This window comes from Niallia circulans (assembly GCF_007273535.1).
In the GTDB taxonomy this organism is placed as follows: Bacteria; Bacillota; Bacilli; order Bacillales; family Cytobacillaceae; genus Niallia; species Niallia circulans_B.
This window is the reverse complement of the sequence record NZ_RIBP01000004.1, coordinates 2,223,775-2,240,480: the sequence shown is the minus strand read 5'-3', so window position 1 is coordinate 2,240,480 and position 16,706 is coordinate 2,223,775. Positions and strand designations below refer to the sequence as shown.

Here is a 16,706-nt window from a genome sequence, read left to right as displayed (position 1 = left end):
GCTGCTAATATTTCAGCAGCCTAACCCCGTTTGTTAAGATCATGAATTTTTCGTATTGGTATCATCCATGCGCAATACGGCCATAAATGCTTCTTGCGGCACTTCTACAGATCCGACTTGCTTCATTCGTTTTTTACCTTCTTTTTGCTTCTCTAGCAATTTACGCTTACGGGATATATCACCGCCATAACACTTCGCCAATACATTTTTACGCATCGCTTTGATTGTTGAACGTGCAACGATCTTCTGACCGACAGCAGCTTGAATAGGCACTTCAAACTGTTGACGCGGAATAAGTTCCTTCAGCTTTTCAACGATGAGTTTTCCTCTTTCATAAGCAAAGTCCTTATGGACGATAAAGCTTAACGCATCAACCTTTTCTGCATTCAGAAGGATATCCATTTTCACGAGCGTAGACGTTTTGTAGCCGATAAGCTCATAGTCGAACGATGCATACCCTCTTGTATTAGATTTAAGCTGATCAAAGAAGTCATAGACGATTTCAGACAGCGGAATTTCATAAACGATTTTGACACGAGTTTCATCCATATACTGCATATCAATAAACACGCCGCGTTTCAACTGGCAAAGCTCCATGATTGCTCCAACATATTCGTTCGGAGCCATCATTGTCGCCTTCACATAAGGCTCTTCAATATGATCAATTTTTTGTGGATCAGGCATTGCTGATGGATTGTCCACCTTTAATTCTGTTCCATCTGTCATAATTACATCATAAATTACACTTGGAGCTGTTGTAATTAAGTCAATTTTAAATTCTCGTTCAATTCTTTCCTGGATGATTTCCATGTGAAGCAGTCCTAAGAAACCACAACGGAAACCAAAGCCTAATGCTTGAGAAGTTTCTGGTTCAAATTGAAGCGCAGAATCATTAAGTTCAAGCTTTTCCAACGCTTCACGAAGGTCATTGAATTTCGAGCTATCGATTGGATATAAGCCGCAATATACCATCGGGTTTAACTTGCGGTACCCTGGCAGTGCTTCAACTGCGCCGTTTTTCGCGCTAGTTATCGTGTCACCGACTCTTGTATCACCGACATTTTTAATTGCTGCTGTAAGGTAGCCAACATCACCAACAGACAGTTGATTTGTACTGGTAGCCTTTGGCGTAAATACGCCGACCTCAATTACTTCAAATTCTTTGCCTGTTGCCATCATTTTAATTTTATCGCCTGCTTTAACTGTACCTTCGACAACACGAATATACGTGACAACACCTCTGTATGCGTCATAAAGGCTGTCGAAAATAAGTGCTTTCAGCGGTGCTTCCGGATCTCCTTGAGGTGCAGGAACCTTTTCTACCACCTGTTCTAGGATATCTTCGATGCCAATGCCAGCCTTTGCAGAAGCAAGAACTGCCTCAGAAGCATCCAAGCCTATAACTTCTTCAATTTCGTTACGAACACGTTCAGGGTCAGCACTCGGCAAGTCAATTTTATTAATAACCGGAACTATTTCCAAGTCATTATCAATTGCCAAATACACATTCGCAAGTGTTTGCGCTTCAATCCCTTGAGCGGCATCCACAACAAGCACAGCCCCTTCACAAGCAGCCAGGCTTCGGGAAACTTCATATGTAAAGTCGACATGTCCCGGTGTATCAATCAAATGCAGTGTATAAATTTCGCCATCTTTTGCTTTATATTTAAGCTGAACGGAATTCAGCTTGATTGTAATTCCACGTTCTCTTTCAAGATCCATTGAATCTAAAAGCTGGTCTTTCATTTCGCGCGCTGTCAACGCATTTGTCTTTTCTAATATTCTATCTGCTAATGTAGATTTTCCATGATCGATATGAGCGATGATGGAAAAATTACGGATTTTTGATTGTCTATTAAGCATTTCTTCTCTGTTCATCTAGTTCACTCCTACAATAATCGCACATATACACTATTTTTGATTATAGCAGTGTGATGGATAAGATTCAATGAAATTATCGGAAAGAAAAAGTACGCACATCTGATTCCTTTCCATTCCATCAAGGAGAGGTGAACCTAAATCATGGCTGGTTACCTGTATCTTTATCCTTGTTCATGACACCGCTGACTAAATCGACACCCTTTTGAGCAAGAGAAGAGACGCCATCAGCGACGCCCTTCCCAATACCGGAAAGAAGATTAAAGGTTTTCATTTCCTCCATCTGCTCTTTCTTTTTTTGCAAATCATGGCTTGTAACATCACTTCCTAATATAGATGCTTCCAAACCGCCTTGCTCATTATTAATTGCTAAAGCACTGCTGAAGTTTTCGTCTTCATAGCCCTTCATCTTTAAAATGCCTCCATTTGCCTGCTGCATACCGAATAACACACAAGCAAACATTAAAAAGGCAATACCAAGTGCTTTCAAGGTAAACATCTTCATTCTGTTAAGCACCTCCTTACTTGTTCATTTCTGTTAATTACCGTTCACACTCTCTGCTTTCCAATAATACTCACTAAAAGCATCTGCCAAAGCTTTTGAAGTCCTGTTCAGCTCTTCAAACGTATTGTCGACACCGCCAATTTCAACTAATATACTGTTTTCTGACAAGTCCTGATTAAATTTCCCATTCGTATACGCCCCTTTTTTCAAGATTACTCCTCTTGATAAGGACTTGTATTTCTTCTTAAGGATGCCATGCAATTCTTCTGCAAGCTGCTGATTCTTTTCAAAATTCTTGTTATTTCCGCCAATTACAAAGGCAATTTTCGCATAGTCCTTGCCATCAATCGTAGTCGTTGTGTTTTTTCGTCTTTGAGAATCACGATGGATATCAATAAAGTAACTTAAGTCTCTGTTGTCCGACATTGCTGCTGTTACCACTTCTCTTGACCCTTGATAGGATTGGGTGTAGCTCCATCCTTTTTTATTGAGCAGATTTTGAATATCCTTCTTTTCAACCGTTGTGCCGATCCCCTTCATTTCCAGCTCCTCTTTCATGACATCGCCTAAGTTCGTGATGTTTATTTTGGAGTGTTGAGCAAGATTTGGGTCCTTAACACCTTTTAGGTATGGCAGGAAGGATTCTCGATTATGGGAAAAATACAAATAGACAATTTTTTTATCGCCTGTTGTGGGAGCGGCTGCAGTTTGTTTCTTCTCTTTTACTTCCAGTCTTTTTATTTCATCCGTACGCTGCAGCGCCGCTTCTTTTCCAGCCTCAATAAATGGCTGTGGAGGTGCTGATTCTAGAGGCAAATTCGTATAGTTTGTTCCATCGCCTGCTACAAGTATTTCACTGTCAAATAAAGAAAAGGCAGGAAGCTCTCTTCCAAGCAGGCTTCTTGGGTCATCTAAATTAATATTCGTTGCTAGCTTTATAAACAATTGACTTATATCTAAATCTTGCTGTTCTTCTGATAGAGCAGACAAAAAGTAATGATTTTCAGAACCGAGCAAAGAGTAAAAGAAGCTACCTTCTATCTCGCTAGGTGATTCCTTTAAGATAGTTGCACCCATGTCTATTTCCTGCTTCACCGACGTAACAGCTATCACTAGAATAAACATTACAATAAACAGCATAAACAACACGGGCAGGATATTCATTACATTGGCATTCAATATGTAAACTTCTGGTTTTTTTCGTAATGGTTTCATGTTCACCTCTCCTAGCAAGTCTATTAATTATTATGTAAATGCTAGGAGAGATAGAACTATTAATTTTTTCAAAAATGCTAGATTGTTTTCTGACGTTTTTTAAATTAGTGTGTATTAAAACCGACATTATCCTGATTAATAGCAGTATGCAGTGATGCATTGAGACCATTAGCGAGCAGGTTGGACATATCCTCAATGAAAACATCCACTTCCTTTGGAGTTACCATTAAATTGTGGCCAATAGGAGACAGTACCTCATAAATAAGCTTGCGCTTTTCTTCCTCAGGCAGTGTCCCAATAATACCTAAAAATGTTTTGCGTTGATGCTCTTCAGGTAAATCCTCTTCTGTCAGCACTCTTTTTTCTCCAAAGCTTAACCCAGCAGGAGCTAGAGCCCTTGAAGGCCTGTTCCCTTCCTTCAATTCTTTTCCAAAATGCTTCAAAATATAATCAATCGTATCGCTCGTAATCGACACAGCATCAACAACTGTCGGAACACCAATTGCAATGACTGGTCTTCCTAACGTTTCCTTACTTAACTCTTTCCGTTTATTGCCGACACCAGAACCTGGATGAATACCTGTATCAGAAATTTGAATGGTGGAATTAACTCTATCGATGCTTCTTGATGCTAGTGCATCAATTACAATGACAAAATCCGGGTTCGTTTTTTCCACAACGCCTTTAATAATGTCACTCGTCTCAATTCCTGTCAGTCCCATAACACCAGGAGATAATGCGCTGACTGGTCTGTAGCCTTTGTCCACGTTTTGCGGCTGCAATTCAAACAAATGTCTTGTCACAAGAATATTTTCACATACTTGTGGGCCAAGTGCATCTGGAGTTACATTCCAGTTACCTAAACCTACTACAAGGCAGGAGGCATCTGCAGAAATATTATTAGATGCTAGAAATTGAGAGAATTCCTTGGCAAATAATTTTTCAACCTCCGCCTGCAGCTTGCTGTCCTGCTGGCGAATACCCATTACTTCGAGTGTTAAATATTTGCCTTTTTTCTTGCCGATAAGTTCTTCACCTTTATCTGTTACTTCGACATAAGACACTTTAATACCATTTTCTTCTTTTTCCTTTATGATTACTCCATCGAGCTGAGATTGGTTCGGTTCTGTTTGAATATGTGCTCTTTGGCTAAGTGCCAATTCATTTGCTTCGATTGCCAAGTCAGTTCTAACGGCATACATACTTAAATCTAGCTGTTCACTCATCTTATATTCCCCTCCCACGAATAGTTACTATATTCTATCTTTTCCTTGCTAAGAAAAAAAAATTCACTGTAATAGAAAGAGTTTAATCAGCTTTTTTACATATTTAAATAAAAAAATGCTTATATGCGGGGCAAATTAAGTGGAGAGTATTGCATTATTACAAACCGTTTGATAAAATATCATTTGTTCTTTAAGTTTTTTAGGAATGTAAAAATCGAGTTTAAATATAATTCTCGATGCTTCTTTTTAGGAGGTGAACGTAAATGCCAAACATTAAATCTGCTATTAAACGCGTAAAAACTAGCAACGCTCGTAACGCTCAAAACACTACAGTAAAATCAACAATGCGTACTGCTGTTAAAAAAGCAGAAGCTGCTATCGCTTCTGAAGATACTAATGCTGCGAACGAAAGCTTTGTAGTAGCTGCTAGCAACTTAGACAAGGCTGCTTCAAAAGGTCTTATCCATAAAAATGCTGCTGCTCGTAAAAAATCTCGTCTAGCTAAGAGAAAAAACGCGATCAATGCATAATTAAATTAAAATAGGCTATCCATTCATTTGGTGGCCTTTTTAATTGGTACATAAAAAAAACGCTGCCAAAAGGCAGCGTTTTTTTCTATGCGTTTCTATTAGCTTGTCCTAATTTAAACAGAATCATTTCAATAATCATTGTCTTGTTCATCCCGCTCGTCTTCATCTGGTAGTCAGCCTCAGCAAACATGCTGATACACCTTGTCAATTCTTCATCAGTAAACCGGTTTGCCTGGCCGGCTGCTAGCTTCACTCGAAATGGATGAACCTTTAACACAGAAGCGATTTGCTGCTGTCCATAGCCTGTTTTGGCTAGTGCCTTCACTTGATAAATAAGGCGGAATTGGTTTGTGATGATTGCAAGCATTTTTAACGGCTCTTCATTTTGCTTTAATAGATCGTAATATATCCTTAATGCCTCATCAATTCTTTTATTCATTATTTTCTCAACAAGAGCGAAAATATTCTGTTCCAGCGACTTAGCTGCAAGCTCCTCGACAATTTCCTTCGTAATTAGTTTTGAGTCCTGTACATAAAGAGCCATTTTATCCACTTCACTTGTCAGAAGAAACAAATTTGTCCCAGCAATACTTAGAAGGGAATCGAGAGCATCATTGTCTAATTCCACTTTATTGTAGGAAGCTCTTTGCTTCATCCAATTTTTTAATTCCTGTTCATTTAATTTCTTTGCTTCGAGAATTTCAGCAGTCTTTTTCATTTCTTTTGTGATTTTTTTCCGTTCATCCAGCTTTTCATAGCTTCCTGTAAAAACAATAATCGTATAGGGAGAAGGTTCGTTTAAGTATGCCTCCAGTCTCTTTACATCATGTTCCACTTTTGATTTTGTTTTCTCACTTGTCAGGAAAAATGGATTTTGCAGGACGACAACCTTTCTATCACCGAAAAACGGAATCGTTTCCGCATCCTCAATTGCCAGCTCAATACTGACCTCCTCCAGATCATACGTCGATAGGTTAAAGTCCTCTTCTTCCGGATTTAATGCTGTTTGAATTAATAGCTGTTTTGTTTCATTTATTAAAAAGGACTCTTGCCCATACATTAAATAAACAGGCGCAAATTCCTGCCTTTTTATTTTTTTCCAAATTTCTTGCATCATAACTTTATTCTCTCCGTTCATTTCCCTCGGGTTGGGGAGCAAGGCTACTAGCCAAGCAACTATTTTTCGTCTATCTTATATCGTAAAGAAGCATTTCCATTTTGACAAGTGATAAAACTAGAAAGCGGGCAACCATTTTATAGAAAAGCTCCAGCCCTCTTTGAAAAACGTTGGTGGTAGCTTTTCAAAGAAGGCATTTACAATTCATTATTAGGTAACCCGCTTTCAATCTATAATGAACGCAGCATATTAAGGCCTAGGATACTTAATACGCTGCGGTACACTGTTATTAGTGTTTTCACACAGAACAACGGTGAAAACTAAAACCAAATCAGGAAATACCAGCAGATCATTTATGGCATGTAAGTATGATATTACAATAAGTAATTCTCTAGTATGCAGATAAGTTTTCCCTGTGGTTTTGATATAGTTTATGGCATCTGCAAAAAAAAGGTGCCTTTTTTTTGTGAATATTTAAAAGAAATGGTTCCATTTAAATCTGTTCTCCACACCGTTATGTTTTTTGCATGCAATCTTTCAAGTACGTCTTTATTCGGGTGACCGTAGCTGTTGTTTTTGCCTGCTGAAATGATGGCAACGGTTGGATCTACTGCGTGCAGAAAGGCTTCTGTTGTAGAGGTTTTGCTTCCATGATGAGCAACCTTCAGGATATCAGCCTTTAATTCTGTGTTTTTATTAAGAAGCATACCTTCTCCTATCTCTTCAATATCACCAGTAAACAGCCATGTTATGCCGCCAATTCTCGCTGAAATGACAAGTGATCCATCATTTTCACCTTCGCTATATTCAGCGCCTGCTATTGGGGCAAGAATCTGAAAACCTGCATCTCGGCTCAACCAGCGCTTCCCTGATTCTACAAACAAAACAGGAATATTTTTCTGTTTTGCAAGCTTACATATTCCCAGTTCCCCATCAGTTAGATTCCAATTAGTTTTAGCCATAAGAATTTGCTCAACGTGCAGATTTTCAATAACAGCAGTACTGCCGCCAATATGATCCAAATCCCCATGTGTAAGAATAAGCTTATCAATTTTCGAAATTCCTTTGCTTTTCAAGTAAGGAACTAGTGTGTCTTCACCAACCTCATAGCGATCCTCTCGCTCCGCCCATTTTTCTTGTTGAAAGGTAACTGTACCTCCTGTATCAATAAGATATGTTCCTTGGTTATAAGGTTCGTGAATCAATACACTGTCGCCTTGCCCAACATTAATAAAAGCAACCTCTCCATACGGGCTCCATACGTTGTTCGCATGCTGAAACAGAAGCAGGCTTAACGGGATAAGAAATATGCTTTTCCTTTTGTCAGGAAAGGCTTCGTACAGGTAGAAAAATAGCGGAATAAGCAGGATATACAGAAGCAGTTCCAGCTTGTCTGGTTTGCCAAAAATCATTGTAACATGAGGCAGCTTTGCAGCTGTTAAAGCAAGCCAGTCAGACAGCATGGAAAGCTGATCGAGTGGATAAAGAAACAGTGTGGTCATTTTTACAAAAAGCATCGATAGAAGGAACACTATTATGCAGTATGGTAGAAGTACAGAATAAAAGGGGATATAAACAAGGTTTGCCAAAAGGGACAACACTGGCAATTCGTGAAAATAAATTAACAGAAAGGGCAGTACTGACAGCTCACAAAAATAGGCAGTGAGTATATACATTTTCCATCGCTGTTTTTCTTTTTGTTTAAGGATAGTGGTGCTAAGCAATAAGAACAGACTGACAACGAAGGACAGCTGAAAACCAATATCATGGACAATTCTTGGAAACAAAAACAAATAGATAACAAAAGCGATGCTTAATAAATCAATCGAGGAATAACTAGTTCGCTGCCACTTTTTTTGGATAAGCACTAGCATGGCTGTCGACACAGCTCTGATGACAGACGGACTTAATCCTGTCAGGATGGTGTATGCAGGCAAAAAAAACATTAATATCGTTATGCTCCTTTGTCTCGTGACACCTATTCGCAATAAGCCGTAATAGGACATCCCTATTAAAAGGATGACATGTGACCCAGAAATGGCCAGCAAATGGACTATCCCTATTTTTTGGTACGCTGTTTGAATATCACCAGCCATATAATCTCTGTCTCCAAACAATAACGCAATTGCCACTGGCGCAGTTTGTTCGGTAAATACAGTGTTAATCCAGCTGATTCCTTTCTCTCTGAGCATGAGAATGAAGTATAGTGGATGAAAATTTGTTTGCTCGCACGAGGAAAAGCCCTTCCTTTCTACTTCCAGCAGCCAATGGATCGACTTTCCTGTCAAATAGCTATTATAGTCAAACATCCCTTCATTGGCAGCTGGAGAAGGCTTTATCAGTTTTCCTGTAATTGTACATGTTTACCCAAGAAAGGGCTGTCTGGCAAGATGCTGCTTTTCTGAAGGTGTACGTAATTTATATTGAAGCAGAAGTTTTTCATCAGTTACAGTATCTTCAGCAAGCACTGTCCACTTATCTCCATCTATTTTCGGTACTTCCTGTATGGTCAACGCAAATGTTGATTGAGTTTCATTTAAATGAGTGATATTGTTTTTTTGATCTAATTGGACTCTCAAAAAAAAGACTATAAAAAGGGATATCAGCAATAAAACAGCTGGATACGACCATCTTTTTACAGTAATGAGCCAAATGACCAGCATGATAAAAGTTGCAGCAATTGGAAGGAGAAATGTTAAGGCAGAGAGGGTTGCCAGAAGCGAAGCTATTGCATAATAGAGGAGGTTATTATATTGTCTGCTCATAAAATTTAAAGAGAAACTTCTTCTTTATACGGAAGAAGTTTCTGTAGGGATAATCGAAAACAGCTCTTCTGCTTGCTTTTCTAATTCATCTATCCCTTCCATGTCCTCTCTGCTCTCTTTCAGAGTGTTTAATAAGCTTTCTACAAATAGCTTCTTTTCCGCCTTGTTATTATCAAAAATAACCTGTTGTTTTTCTACCTTTTCAACCTGTACACCGGCCTGTTTAAAAAGCTCAAGCGCATATGGGTGGTTTTTATAATCATGTTCATAATATACTGTCTTAATACCGGCCTGTACAATCGCCTTACAGCATTGCAGGCATGGAAAATGAGTAACATAAATATCTGCTGAGGCTGTTGCAACACCAAACTTAGCACATTGCAAGATTGCATTCATTTCCGCATGAATCGTGCGGACACAATGATGATCAATTACGTAACAGCCTTCATCTATACAGTGCACCCCTCCTGCAATACTGCCATTGTAGCCTCCCGCTATGATTCTTTTATCCCTGACAATTGTTGCACCGACAGCAAGCCTAGTACATGTACTCCGCAATGCTAGCAATTCACTTTGTGCCATAAAATATTCATTCCAAGATAATCTTTCCATTATATATAGTCACTCCTAAAAAATGATCTTAAAAAACTATCCTTAGTTTATATGCAAGAAATCTCTACGTCAATTTGCCATTTGAAACGCTACTTTACTGTGACGAGCTCTTTTAGCTTTTCAAAAGTTTTCTCGCCAATCCCACTTATTTCCTTTAATTCAGCTACGTCCTTAAATCCTCCATTTTGTTCCCTGTAATCTATAATCGCAGATGCTTTTGCTTCTCCTATTCCAGGCAATGTAAGCAACTGACTGCTGTCCGCTTCATTAATGTTTACAAGATCTGCAACACCATCCTCTTTTGCATCACCATTAGCACCTTTGGGCTCCTCACCAAACTCTGGAATATAAACAACCATCTCATCTTCCACCCTTTCGGCAAGATTGATTGCATTTTCGTCAGCTTCGCTTGTGAATCCATTCGCCCTTTCAATTATATCCATGACCCGTTCTCCTTGTTTCGCTTCATACAAGCCAGGAGCCTTAACAGCTCCTTTCACATCGACATAGATATCTGGCTCCTGTTTTTCTTCCGCTTCTGTCACGCCAGCCCCAGAAAGCTCTCCTAGCTCTACTCCTGCTGCAGCCTCTTTCTGCTTAGAAACAAAATGATACCCAATAAACACAGCAAGTGCCGCACAAAGCAATATTATTAGTCTTTTTTCTGAAAGCCATTTCATGACAGTATTCTTCCTTTCTAGGTATAATCCATGTTAAACACTCATATCGTTATATGAGAAACCGCTCATTATAGGGGGGAAATAAACCGTGAAAATAGGAATGATTGGAACAGGCAATATGGGGAAGATTCTAATAGAGGCATTGCTCGACAGTAAGGCTATTTCTCCTGCTGACTTACTGATTCAAAATCGTACGCTGGCAAAAGCAATTCAAATTAAGGAGATATATCCGCAAGTTACTGTTTTAAAAACAGCCAAGAAGGTTGCGCAAAATGCTGATCTTATTTTTTTGTGTGTAAAGCCGCATGATGTATTTAGTGTAGCTTCAGACATTGCTCCATATCTGTCGTCGGACAAATGTGTTGTGTCCATCACAAGCCCCATTAATACTGAGCAGCTAGAGAGTGCATTATCATGCTCTGTTGCTCGAATTATCCCGAGCATAACAAATAGAGCATTATGCGGGGTAGCATTATTTTCTTATGGAAGCAACTGCACTCAAGAATGGAAGCATGCACTGAATACGCTGTTTAACAATTTCTCTACACCAACTGAGATTGCTGATAACATTACGAGAGTGGCGTCAGATATCGTCAGCTGCGGACCTGCATTTTTCAGCTATTTAACACAGCGCTTTATTGATGGAGCTGTTGAGGAAACGGAAATTGATGCCGAAACGGCCACAAAGCTGGCAAGTGAGATGCTGATAGGGCTTGGGCAGCTCTTAGAAAAGGGTTATTACACATTACCGACACTGCAAGAAAAGGTTAGTGTAAAAGGCGGGGTCACAGGAGAAGGAATTACCGTATTGGAAAAGAACATTGGCGATACGTTCAATCAACTGTTTCAGGCAACACAGCATAAATTTGAAGAGGATTTACAGTCAGTCAAAAATTCCCTAGTTATCCATAAAAACATTTAGGAATTTCTGCTATTATACCATTCGAGACGTAAAAGAAAATTCCTGCTTTTTAGTTTGTTTTTTTAAGTTCTAACTAACTTTTCCACAAAAATTGTACATAAAAAACACACCTCAAAAAAGGTGTGTTTCTTTAGTTATTTCAGGCAGTAAAAAAAGATTCTCTCTGCGTTCTCTTGTATTTCACCATTCTGAAAATCCGCGGTAACTTTTTGAATGGAAAAACCGGCGGATTTAATCCATTTGCTGTATTGCTCAATCGAAAAAGTCCGTTGAAAATGCAATTCATCATAACGCATATATTGCTGTGTAGACTCGTCCAAATGGAAAAACGATAAATCATGCTCGACACTGTTTGGATGTTCTCCTTCGTAGCAAAGCCAAATAAGACTGACATCTTCATCATTCAGTGCATACGTCTGATTATGGAAAAGATGGTTCATCTTATACAAGGAATGAACGTCAAACATAAATAACCCGCCATCATCTAAGTGCTCATATACGCCCTTAAATGTGTTCACAACCTGTTCTTCTGTCTGCAGGTAGTTTAGTGAATCACAAAAAATACCGATGAAATCAAATAATGGCAAATCCTCAAGCTCTGACATGTCCTGCTCCATAAAAAACAGGGAAAGATTATGTTCTTCCGCTTTGTTTTGCGCAACACTCAGCATATCAGAAGAAATATCTGCACCTGTTACAGTAAAGCCCTTTTGGGCCAGCCTAACAGACAGCTCACCAGTACCGCAGGCTAAATCAAGGAGATTACTGCTTTTTATGTTGTACTCCTGCTTAGCTGCTAATAGGAGCTCAACCCACTTATCATATGGAACGTCATCCATCAATCTGTCATATAGATAAGCGAACTGCTGATAACTCATTGCTCAATCACACTTTGGATATTTTCAACAGGTGCATCTCCCCAAAGTCTTTCCAAATTGTAATACGTTCTTTCATCTCGGTGGAAGACATGTACAACGATGTCCCCAAGGTCAACAAGAATCCATTTTGCCTCTTGGAATCCTTCCAAGCGCTTAACTGTTACACCGATTTCTCCACATTTATCTTTAATCTCATTTGCAATTGCCTGCACTTGTTTATCGGAATTACCGTGACAAATTACGAAATAATCTGAGACTAAAGAGATTCCTTTCATGTTTAATGCTACTATATTTTCTGCTCGTTTATCATCTGCTGCTTTAACAGCAGTCAAAAGTAAATTACGTTCTTCCATTTATTCTACCTCCGTTTTCGTTACAAAGCTGTTATACATTTCAAATGTCGTAGGAAAGACCGCTTGGTTGCGGCTCATTAAAAATGAAATTGTATTTTTAACTGATTTTATAAAAGCATCATCTAAACTGATCATCGCTAATTCTCTAACCTCATCGACACCAGGAAAAGTTCTTCCTGGCTCGATATAATCTGCTAAGTAGATGATTTTTTCTAGTTTGCTCATTCCGGATCTTCCAGAAGTATGATATTTAATTGCATTAAGTACCTCTTGATCATTTATGCCTGCTTCCTTTTCGACTAAGTAGGCCCCAACAGGAGCATGCCAAAGTTCAGAATGAAAGGCCAACAATGTTTTATCCATTTTTTGATCAAGAATGATTTGTTTCATTTCTTCTTTTGGACGAAATTTTGCATAGTCATGAAAAATAGCAGCCAATTCTGCTTTTTCCGCATCTTCATCATATCGCTTCGCCAGTTCAATGGCTGTTCCCATGACACCAATTGTGTGAACATATCGCTGTTCTGTCAATTGTTTTTTTACGATGAGAAGCGCTTGTTCACGATTCATATAATCTCTTCTCCTTAATATATCGTTCCACTTCTTCCTTAACAAGAAACGATATAGTTTCTCCCTTTATAAGCCTGCCTCTTATCAGCTTTGAGGAGATGTTGATATCCGGTACTGCAACAAATTGCACGGGATAGCTTGTATCACTGCTGTAGTTCGGCCTATTAACGCTTATAAAACGGACTAGTTGAAGCAATTCATCAATCATGTACCATTTTGGTAAGTACTCGACCATATCGGCACCAATGATGAAATGAAATTCAAACTCCGGATGCATTTCTTTTAAGATAGTCATTGTATCAAAAGTATAGGATTTGCCTTCCCTGTCCAGCTCAATTGTCTGAACCTGGAATTCTTCCTTCCCCTTAATAGCTAGATGTAGCATCGCTAAACGGTCTTCGTTGGATGCACTCCCTGATATTATTTTATGCGGAGGCTCCTGATTTGGCATAAACCAAATCTCATCCAAATTTTCATGGTGCATGACCTCATTTGCAATAATCAGATGACCGATATGAGGAGGGTCGAATGTTCCTCCCAATATTCCAATCTTTTTTCTCAAAGATATCGCCTCTTCTAACGATTATGATTATGATGGCAAGTTAATGCTTTTGTTCTCTTTTGATTCCTTGTATAGAACAATTGTTGAACCAATTAACTGTACAAGCTCTGCTTTAGTTCCTTCTGCAAGCTCTCTTGCCACAACACTTTTGTCCTCTTCACAGTTTTGAAGCACACTCACTTTTAAAAGCTCTCTTACTTCAAGTGCCTCACCAATTTGCTTAATCATGTTTTCATTCACTCCGCCTTTTCCCACTTGGAAAATCGGATTCAAATGATGTGCCATTGCACGCAAGTATCTTTTTTGTTTACCCTTTAGCATTTAGTTGCCTCCTAGTTGTTTCCTTACATTTTTTCTCATTCTATCCGTGTCCGGCATCAGGCCAGTCCACTTTTCAAACGCTAATGCCCCTTGATATACAAACATCTCAATCCCATTTTGAACAATTGCTCCACGGCTTTTACCTTCTTGGAGGATTTTTGGCTCAAGTGGATTATAAATAATATCGCTTATAAGCGCATTTTCTTTTATATTCGTTACATCTAATGGAGAATCATCTATATCTGGCGACATTCCGATTGATGTTGTTTGGATGATTAAGTCATATTCTCCGAGCTGCTGTTCTGCTGCTTCAGCAGACAGTATTGCCGTTTGAACCGGATAAGGACAAGCTGCCTTTAATTGTTCTGCTCTCACTTTTGTGCGATTGACTATATCAATCGTTTCTACACCATGATGAGCTAAAGTGAAATAAATAGCTCTAGCAGCACCGCCAGCACCAATCATTAACGTTTTTTTATCCGTTAATTCAGGCATCACTTTAAGGATACCTGCCAGATAACCGGCCCCATCTGTATTATAGCCAATCCATTTTCCATTTTCATTAACAACAGTGTTAACAGCACCAATCTCTTTGCAAAGAGGATCAAGATCATCTAAAAAAGGGAGGATATCCGTCTTATGAGGAACGGTTACGTTAAATCCGGCCAAACCGTCTTTTTTCAAGAGTTCCAGTCCCGTTTCTAGCATTCCCTTTTCAATATGAACCCTATCATATCGAGCGTCGATTTGATAGTGCTGAAACAAATCATTATGCATATATGGTGACATAGAATGTTTAATAGGATCCCCAATAACCGCAAACCTTTTCATATCCACTCTCCCTGTTAATTCTCTCTCTTTAGATTAGCGACTTTCTGATCATAGCATGAACACCTTGTGGAACATACACAGAAACTTTAATATTTGGCTCATTCACTGTAATCCAACCAAGCCCTGAAAAAACAATATCTGTTTTCGGTTCTTTTATCGTGAATTCATGCTTAATAAGCTTAGGAAATTGCTCCATTTCATCTCGTTTTGGAGGTGTCAGCATTTCCCCGGCATGCTTTTCATAAAGTGCATCAGCATTCTCCGTTTTAGTGCGGTGGATATCCAGTTCATTAGAGAAATAACAAACAAATGAGTGACGGTCACCACTTGTAAAATCAAAGCGAGCTAAACCTCCAAAGAACAATGTTTGTCCTTCATTAAGCTGAAACACTTTCGATTTTATTTCTTTTTTCGGAGTGATAACCTTTAAATCACGTTTATCAACAAAATGAGCCATTTGGTGATGGTTAATAATTCCTGGTGTATCTACTAATGCCTTGCCGTCTGATAATGGAATTTCTATAATATCAAGCGTTGTTCCTGGAAAATGAGATGTTGTAATGATATTTTCCTCTCCAGAAACCTCTTTAAGGACAGAGTTAATGAATGTCGATTTCCCTACATTCGTACATCCAACTACATAGACGTCTTTTCCTTCGCGGTGATACTCAATAGCCTCAAGCACTTCTTTAATGCTTTGACCCTTTTGTGCGCTTACTAAAAAGACATCAGCAGGTCTTAAACCAAGATCCTTTGCTTCTTTTTTCATCCAATTGATGACTTTATGTTTGTTAACTGACTTTGGAAGCAAGTCAACCTTATTTCCTATCAACAACACTTTGTTTTTGCCTGTAAAGCGATGCAGCCCAGGAAGCCAGCTGCCATTAAAATCAAATATATCAACAATCTTAACAATAAGGCTGTCACTTCTGCCGATTTCATTCAGAATCTTTAAGAAATCATCATCTGTCAATGATACATCCTGTACTTCATTATAGTGCTTCAAGCGGAAGCAGCGCTGGCAAATTATCGTCTCCTTCTCTAAAGAAGAAGCAGGTGCATAACCAAGCTCATCTTTATTTTCAGTCTGAATGGCAACTCCGCATCCAAAGCAATGTATTCTTTCTGTCACTTATTAATCCTCCCAAGTCAATTTTCCTTTTTTCCGGAACCAATTTAAAATTCTTCTTTCAATTTTTCTGTTCAACCTTGTCGCAAATCCATCTGTTTGAGCTACAGGCACAACGAGGATTGTGTGAAATCCGCTGCGGTTTCCGCCAAGAACATCTGTAAGCAGCTGATCGCCAATAACGACTGCTTCCGTTTTTGAGAGCTCCATTTCCTTAAGCGCTCTTCGAAAAGCTCTGCCCATTGGTTTTCTTGCTGCAAAGATAAATGGGATGTTTAAAGGATCAGAAAAGGACTTTACTCTTCCTTCCTTATTATTTGAAACGATTGTAACTTTTATATTGTTTTTCTTCATATCTTCGAACCATTCCAATATCTGTGGCGTTGCCAACGGACGGTCCCATTCAACAAGTGTATTGTCAAGATCCGTTATAATTCCCTTTACTCCTTTTTCTTTCAGAAGCTCTGGTGTAATTTCGAATATATTTTTAACAAACTGATCAGGCAAAAAATTATTTAACAATGATGGACACCTCTTTTATCTACTAGTTGATCAGAAGAATTTTGACTCTATGTTCATTGCCGTTTGTATGTACGTCACACTATATTAATT

19 protein-coding genes are annotated in these 16,706 nt (G+C 38.8%); 2 read left to right on the top strand and 17 right to left on the bottom strand.

Annotation, left to right across the window (positions count from 1 at the left end; translation table 11 throughout):
• Positions 1-39: 39 nt before the first annotated feature.
• The 4 genes from lepA to gpr all read right to left on the bottom strand — a co-directional run bounded on the left by lepA (position 40) and on the right by gpr (position 4,824).
• Positions 40-1,878, bottom strand: a complete 1,839-nt coding sequence (gene lepA / locus CEQ21_RS18925) for a translation elongation factor 4 (RefSeq protein WP_185765849.1) — start codon at positions 1,876-1,878, stop codon at positions 40-42.
• Positions 1,879-2,020: 142 nt separating this feature from the next.
• Positions 2,021-2,383: a DUF3679 domain-containing protein gene (locus CEQ21_RS18920; RefSeq protein ID WP_185765848.1), complete on the bottom strand. Its 363-nt coding sequence runs from the start codon at positions 2,381-2,383 to the stop codon at positions 2,021-2,023.
• Positions 2,384-2,416: 33 nt separating this feature from the next.
• On the bottom strand, positions 2,417-3,598 hold the full coding sequence (spoIIP, locus tag CEQ21_RS18915) for a stage II sporulation protein P (RefSeq protein ID WP_185765847.1): 1,182 nt from the start codon (positions 3,596-3,598) through the stop codon (positions 2,417-2,419).
• Between the two features lie 104 nt (positions 3,599-3,702).
• Positions 3,703-4,824 carry a GPR endopeptidase gene (gpr, locus tag CEQ21_RS18910; RefSeq protein WP_185765846.1) on the bottom strand — a complete coding sequence of 374 codons (1,122 nt, stop codon included), beginning with the start codon at positions 4,822-4,824 and terminating at the stop codon, positions 3,703-3,705.
• A gap of 263 nt (positions 4,825-5,087) precedes the next feature.
• Between gpr and rpsT the strand changes: the two genes are divergently transcribed.
• Positions 5,088-5,354 (top strand): 30S ribosomal protein S20, encoded by a 267-nt coding sequence (rpsT, locus tag CEQ21_RS18905; RefSeq protein ID WP_185765845.1) that lies wholly within the window; start codon positions 5,088-5,090, stop codon positions 5,352-5,354.
• An 85-nt stretch (positions 5,355-5,439) separates the two neighbouring features.
• Here the strand turns inward: rpsT and holA are convergent, their stop codons facing one another.
• The 5 genes from holA to CEQ21_RS18880 all read right to left on the bottom strand — a co-directional run bounded on the left by holA (position 5,440) and on the right by CEQ21_RS18880 (position 10,528).
• The gene (gene holA / locus CEQ21_RS18900; protein WP_185765844.1) at positions 5,440-6,471 is read right to left on the bottom strand and encodes a DNA polymerase III subunit delta; all 1,032 of its coding nucleotides are present in this window, start codon (positions 6,469-6,471) and stop codon (positions 5,440-5,442) included.
• A 431-nt stretch (positions 6,472-6,902) separates the two neighbouring features.
• Positions 6,903-8,810 carry a DNA internalization-related competence protein ComEC/Rec2 gene (locus CEQ21_RS18895; protein ID WP_268879006.1) on the bottom strand — a complete coding sequence of 636 codons (1,908 nt, stop codon included), beginning with the start codon at positions 8,808-8,810 and terminating at the stop codon, positions 6,903-6,905.
• Between the two features lie 24 nt (positions 8,811-8,834).
• Entirely contained in the window at positions 8,835-9,236 is a 402-nt protein-coding gene (locus tag CEQ21_RS18890) for a hypothetical protein (protein ID WP_185765842.1), read from the bottom strand.
• Positions 9,237-9,260: 24 nt separating this feature from the next.
• Positions 9,261-9,848 (bottom strand): ComE operon protein 2, encoded by a 588-nt coding sequence (locus CEQ21_RS18885; RefSeq protein WP_185765841.1) that lies wholly within the window; start codon positions 9,846-9,848, stop codon positions 9,261-9,263.
• Positions 9,849-9,937: 89 nt separating this feature from the next.
• Positions 9,938-10,528 (bottom strand): helix-hairpin-helix domain-containing protein, encoded by a 591-nt coding sequence (locus CEQ21_RS18880; protein ID WP_185765840.1) that lies wholly within the window; start codon positions 10,526-10,528, stop codon positions 9,938-9,940.
• A gap of 88 nt (positions 10,529-10,616) precedes the next feature.
• Between CEQ21_RS18880 and comER the strand changes: the two genes are divergently transcribed.
• Positions 10,617-11,450, top strand: coding sequence for a late competence protein ComER (gene comER / locus CEQ21_RS18875; RefSeq protein WP_185765839.1), 834 nt, complete (start codon positions 10,617-10,619; stop codon positions 11,448-11,450).
• A gap of 134 nt (positions 11,451-11,584) precedes the next feature.
• On the opposite strand, the gene CEQ21_RS18870 is transcribed toward comER, so the two are convergent.
• Genes CEQ21_RS18870 through CEQ21_RS18835 form a run of 8 tightly spaced genes read right to left on the bottom strand, consistent with a single transcriptional unit; the run spans position 11,585 to position 16,616 of the window.
• Positions 11,585-12,328, bottom strand: coding sequence for a class I SAM-dependent DNA methyltransferase (locus CEQ21_RS18870; protein WP_185765838.1), 744 nt, complete (start codon positions 12,326-12,328; stop codon positions 11,585-11,587).
• On the bottom strand, positions 12,325-12,681 hold the full coding sequence (rsfS, locus tag CEQ21_RS18865) for a ribosome silencing factor (RefSeq protein WP_144452587.1): 357 nt from the start codon (positions 12,679-12,681) through the stop codon (positions 12,325-12,327). Before rsfS ends, CEQ21_RS18870 begins: the two co-directional genes overlap by 4 nt.
• A complete protein-coding gene (yqeK, locus tag CEQ21_RS18860; RefSeq protein ID WP_185765837.1) occupies positions 12,682-13,251 on the bottom strand; it encodes a bis(5'-nucleosyl)-tetraphosphatase (symmetrical) YqeK in 570 nt (189 codons plus the stop codon). It abuts the gene before it with no gap.
• Positions 13,241-13,813, bottom strand: coding sequence for a nicotinate-nucleotide adenylyltransferase (locus tag CEQ21_RS18855; protein WP_185765836.1), 573 nt, complete (start codon positions 13,811-13,813; stop codon positions 13,241-13,243). The genes yqeK and CEQ21_RS18855 overlap by 11 nt, the downstream gene beginning before the upstream one ends.
• 27 nt (positions 13,814-13,840) lie before the next feature.
• On the bottom strand, positions 13,841-14,134 hold the full coding sequence (gene yhbY / locus CEQ21_RS18850; protein WP_127737382.1) for a ribosome assembly RNA-binding protein YhbY: 294 nt from the start codon (positions 14,132-14,134) through the stop codon (positions 13,841-13,843).
• The gene (gene aroE, locus CEQ21_RS18845) at positions 14,135-14,965 is read right to left on the bottom strand and encodes a shikimate dehydrogenase (protein ID WP_185765835.1); all 831 of its coding nucleotides are present in this window, start codon (positions 14,963-14,965) and stop codon (positions 14,135-14,137) included.
• A gap of 28 nt (positions 14,966-14,993) precedes the next feature.
• Positions 14,994-16,097, bottom strand: coding sequence for a ribosome biogenesis GTPase YqeH (gene yqeH, locus CEQ21_RS18840; protein WP_185765834.1), 1,104 nt, complete (start codon positions 16,095-16,097; stop codon positions 14,994-14,996).
• Positions 16,098-16,100: 3 nt separating this feature from the next.
• The gene (locus CEQ21_RS18835; protein ID WP_144452582.1) at positions 16,101-16,616 is read right to left on the bottom strand and encodes a YqeG family HAD IIIA-type phosphatase; all 516 of its coding nucleotides are present in this window, start codon (positions 16,614-16,616) and stop codon (positions 16,101-16,103) included.
• Between the last annotated feature and the right edge of the window lie 90 nt (positions 16,617-16,706).

What these genes read in the sequence shown, in the direction of transcription:
- lepA (WP_185765849.1), bottom strand. Translation starts at nt 1,878, where the DNA reads ATGAACAGAGAAGAAATGCTTAATAGACAATCAAAAATCCGTAATTTT.
- aroE (WP_185765835.1), bottom strand. Translation starts at nt 14,965, where the DNA reads ATGAAAAGGTTTGCGGTTATTGGGGATCCTATTAAACATTCTATGTCA.
- rpsT (WP_185765845.1), top strand. Translation starts at nt 5,088, where the DNA reads ATGCCAAACATTAAATCTGCTATTAAACGCGTAAAAACTAGCAACGCT.
- spoIIP (WP_185765847.1), bottom strand. Translation starts at nt 3,598, where the DNA reads ATGAAACCATTACGAAAAAAACCAGAAGTTTACATATTGAATGCCAAT.
- yqeK (WP_185765837.1), bottom strand. Translation starts at nt 13,251, where the DNA reads ATGAATCGTGAACAAGCGCTTCTCATCGTAAAAAAACAATTGACAGAA.
- CEQ21_RS18885 (WP_185765841.1), bottom strand. Translation starts at nt 9,848, where the DNA reads ATGGAAAGATTATCTTGGAATGAATATTTTATGGCACAAAGTGAATTG.
- CEQ21_RS18890 (WP_185765842.1), bottom strand. Translation starts at nt 9,236, where the DNA reads ATGAGCAGACAATATAATAACCTCCTCTATTATGCAATAGCTTCGCTT.
- rsfS (WP_144452587.1), bottom strand. Translation starts at nt 12,681, where the DNA reads ATGGAAGAACGTAATTTACTTTTGACTGCTGTTAAAGCAGCAGATGAT.
- gpr (WP_185765846.1), bottom strand. Translation starts at nt 4,824, where the DNA reads ATGAGTGAACAGCTAGATTTAAGTATGTATGCCGTTAGAACTGACTTG.
- yhbY (WP_127737382.1), bottom strand. Translation starts at nt 14,134, where the DNA reads ATGCTAAAGGGTAAACAAAAAAGATACTTGCGTGCAATGGCACATCAT.
- CEQ21_RS18870 (WP_185765838.1), bottom strand. Translation starts at nt 12,328, where the DNA reads ATGAGTTATCAGCAGTTCGCTTATCTATATGACAGATTGATGGATGAC.
- CEQ21_RS18880 (WP_185765840.1), bottom strand. Translation starts at nt 10,528, where the DNA reads ATGAAATGGCTTTCAGAAAAAAGACTAATAATATTGCTTTGTGCGGCA.
- holA (WP_185765844.1), bottom strand. Translation starts at nt 6,471, where the DNA reads ATGATGCAAGAAATTTGGAAAAAAATAAAAAGGCAGGAATTTGCGCCT.
- CEQ21_RS18920 (WP_185765848.1), bottom strand. Translation starts at nt 2,383, where the DNA reads ATGAAGATGTTTACCTTGAAAGCACTTGGTATTGCCTTTTTAATGTTT.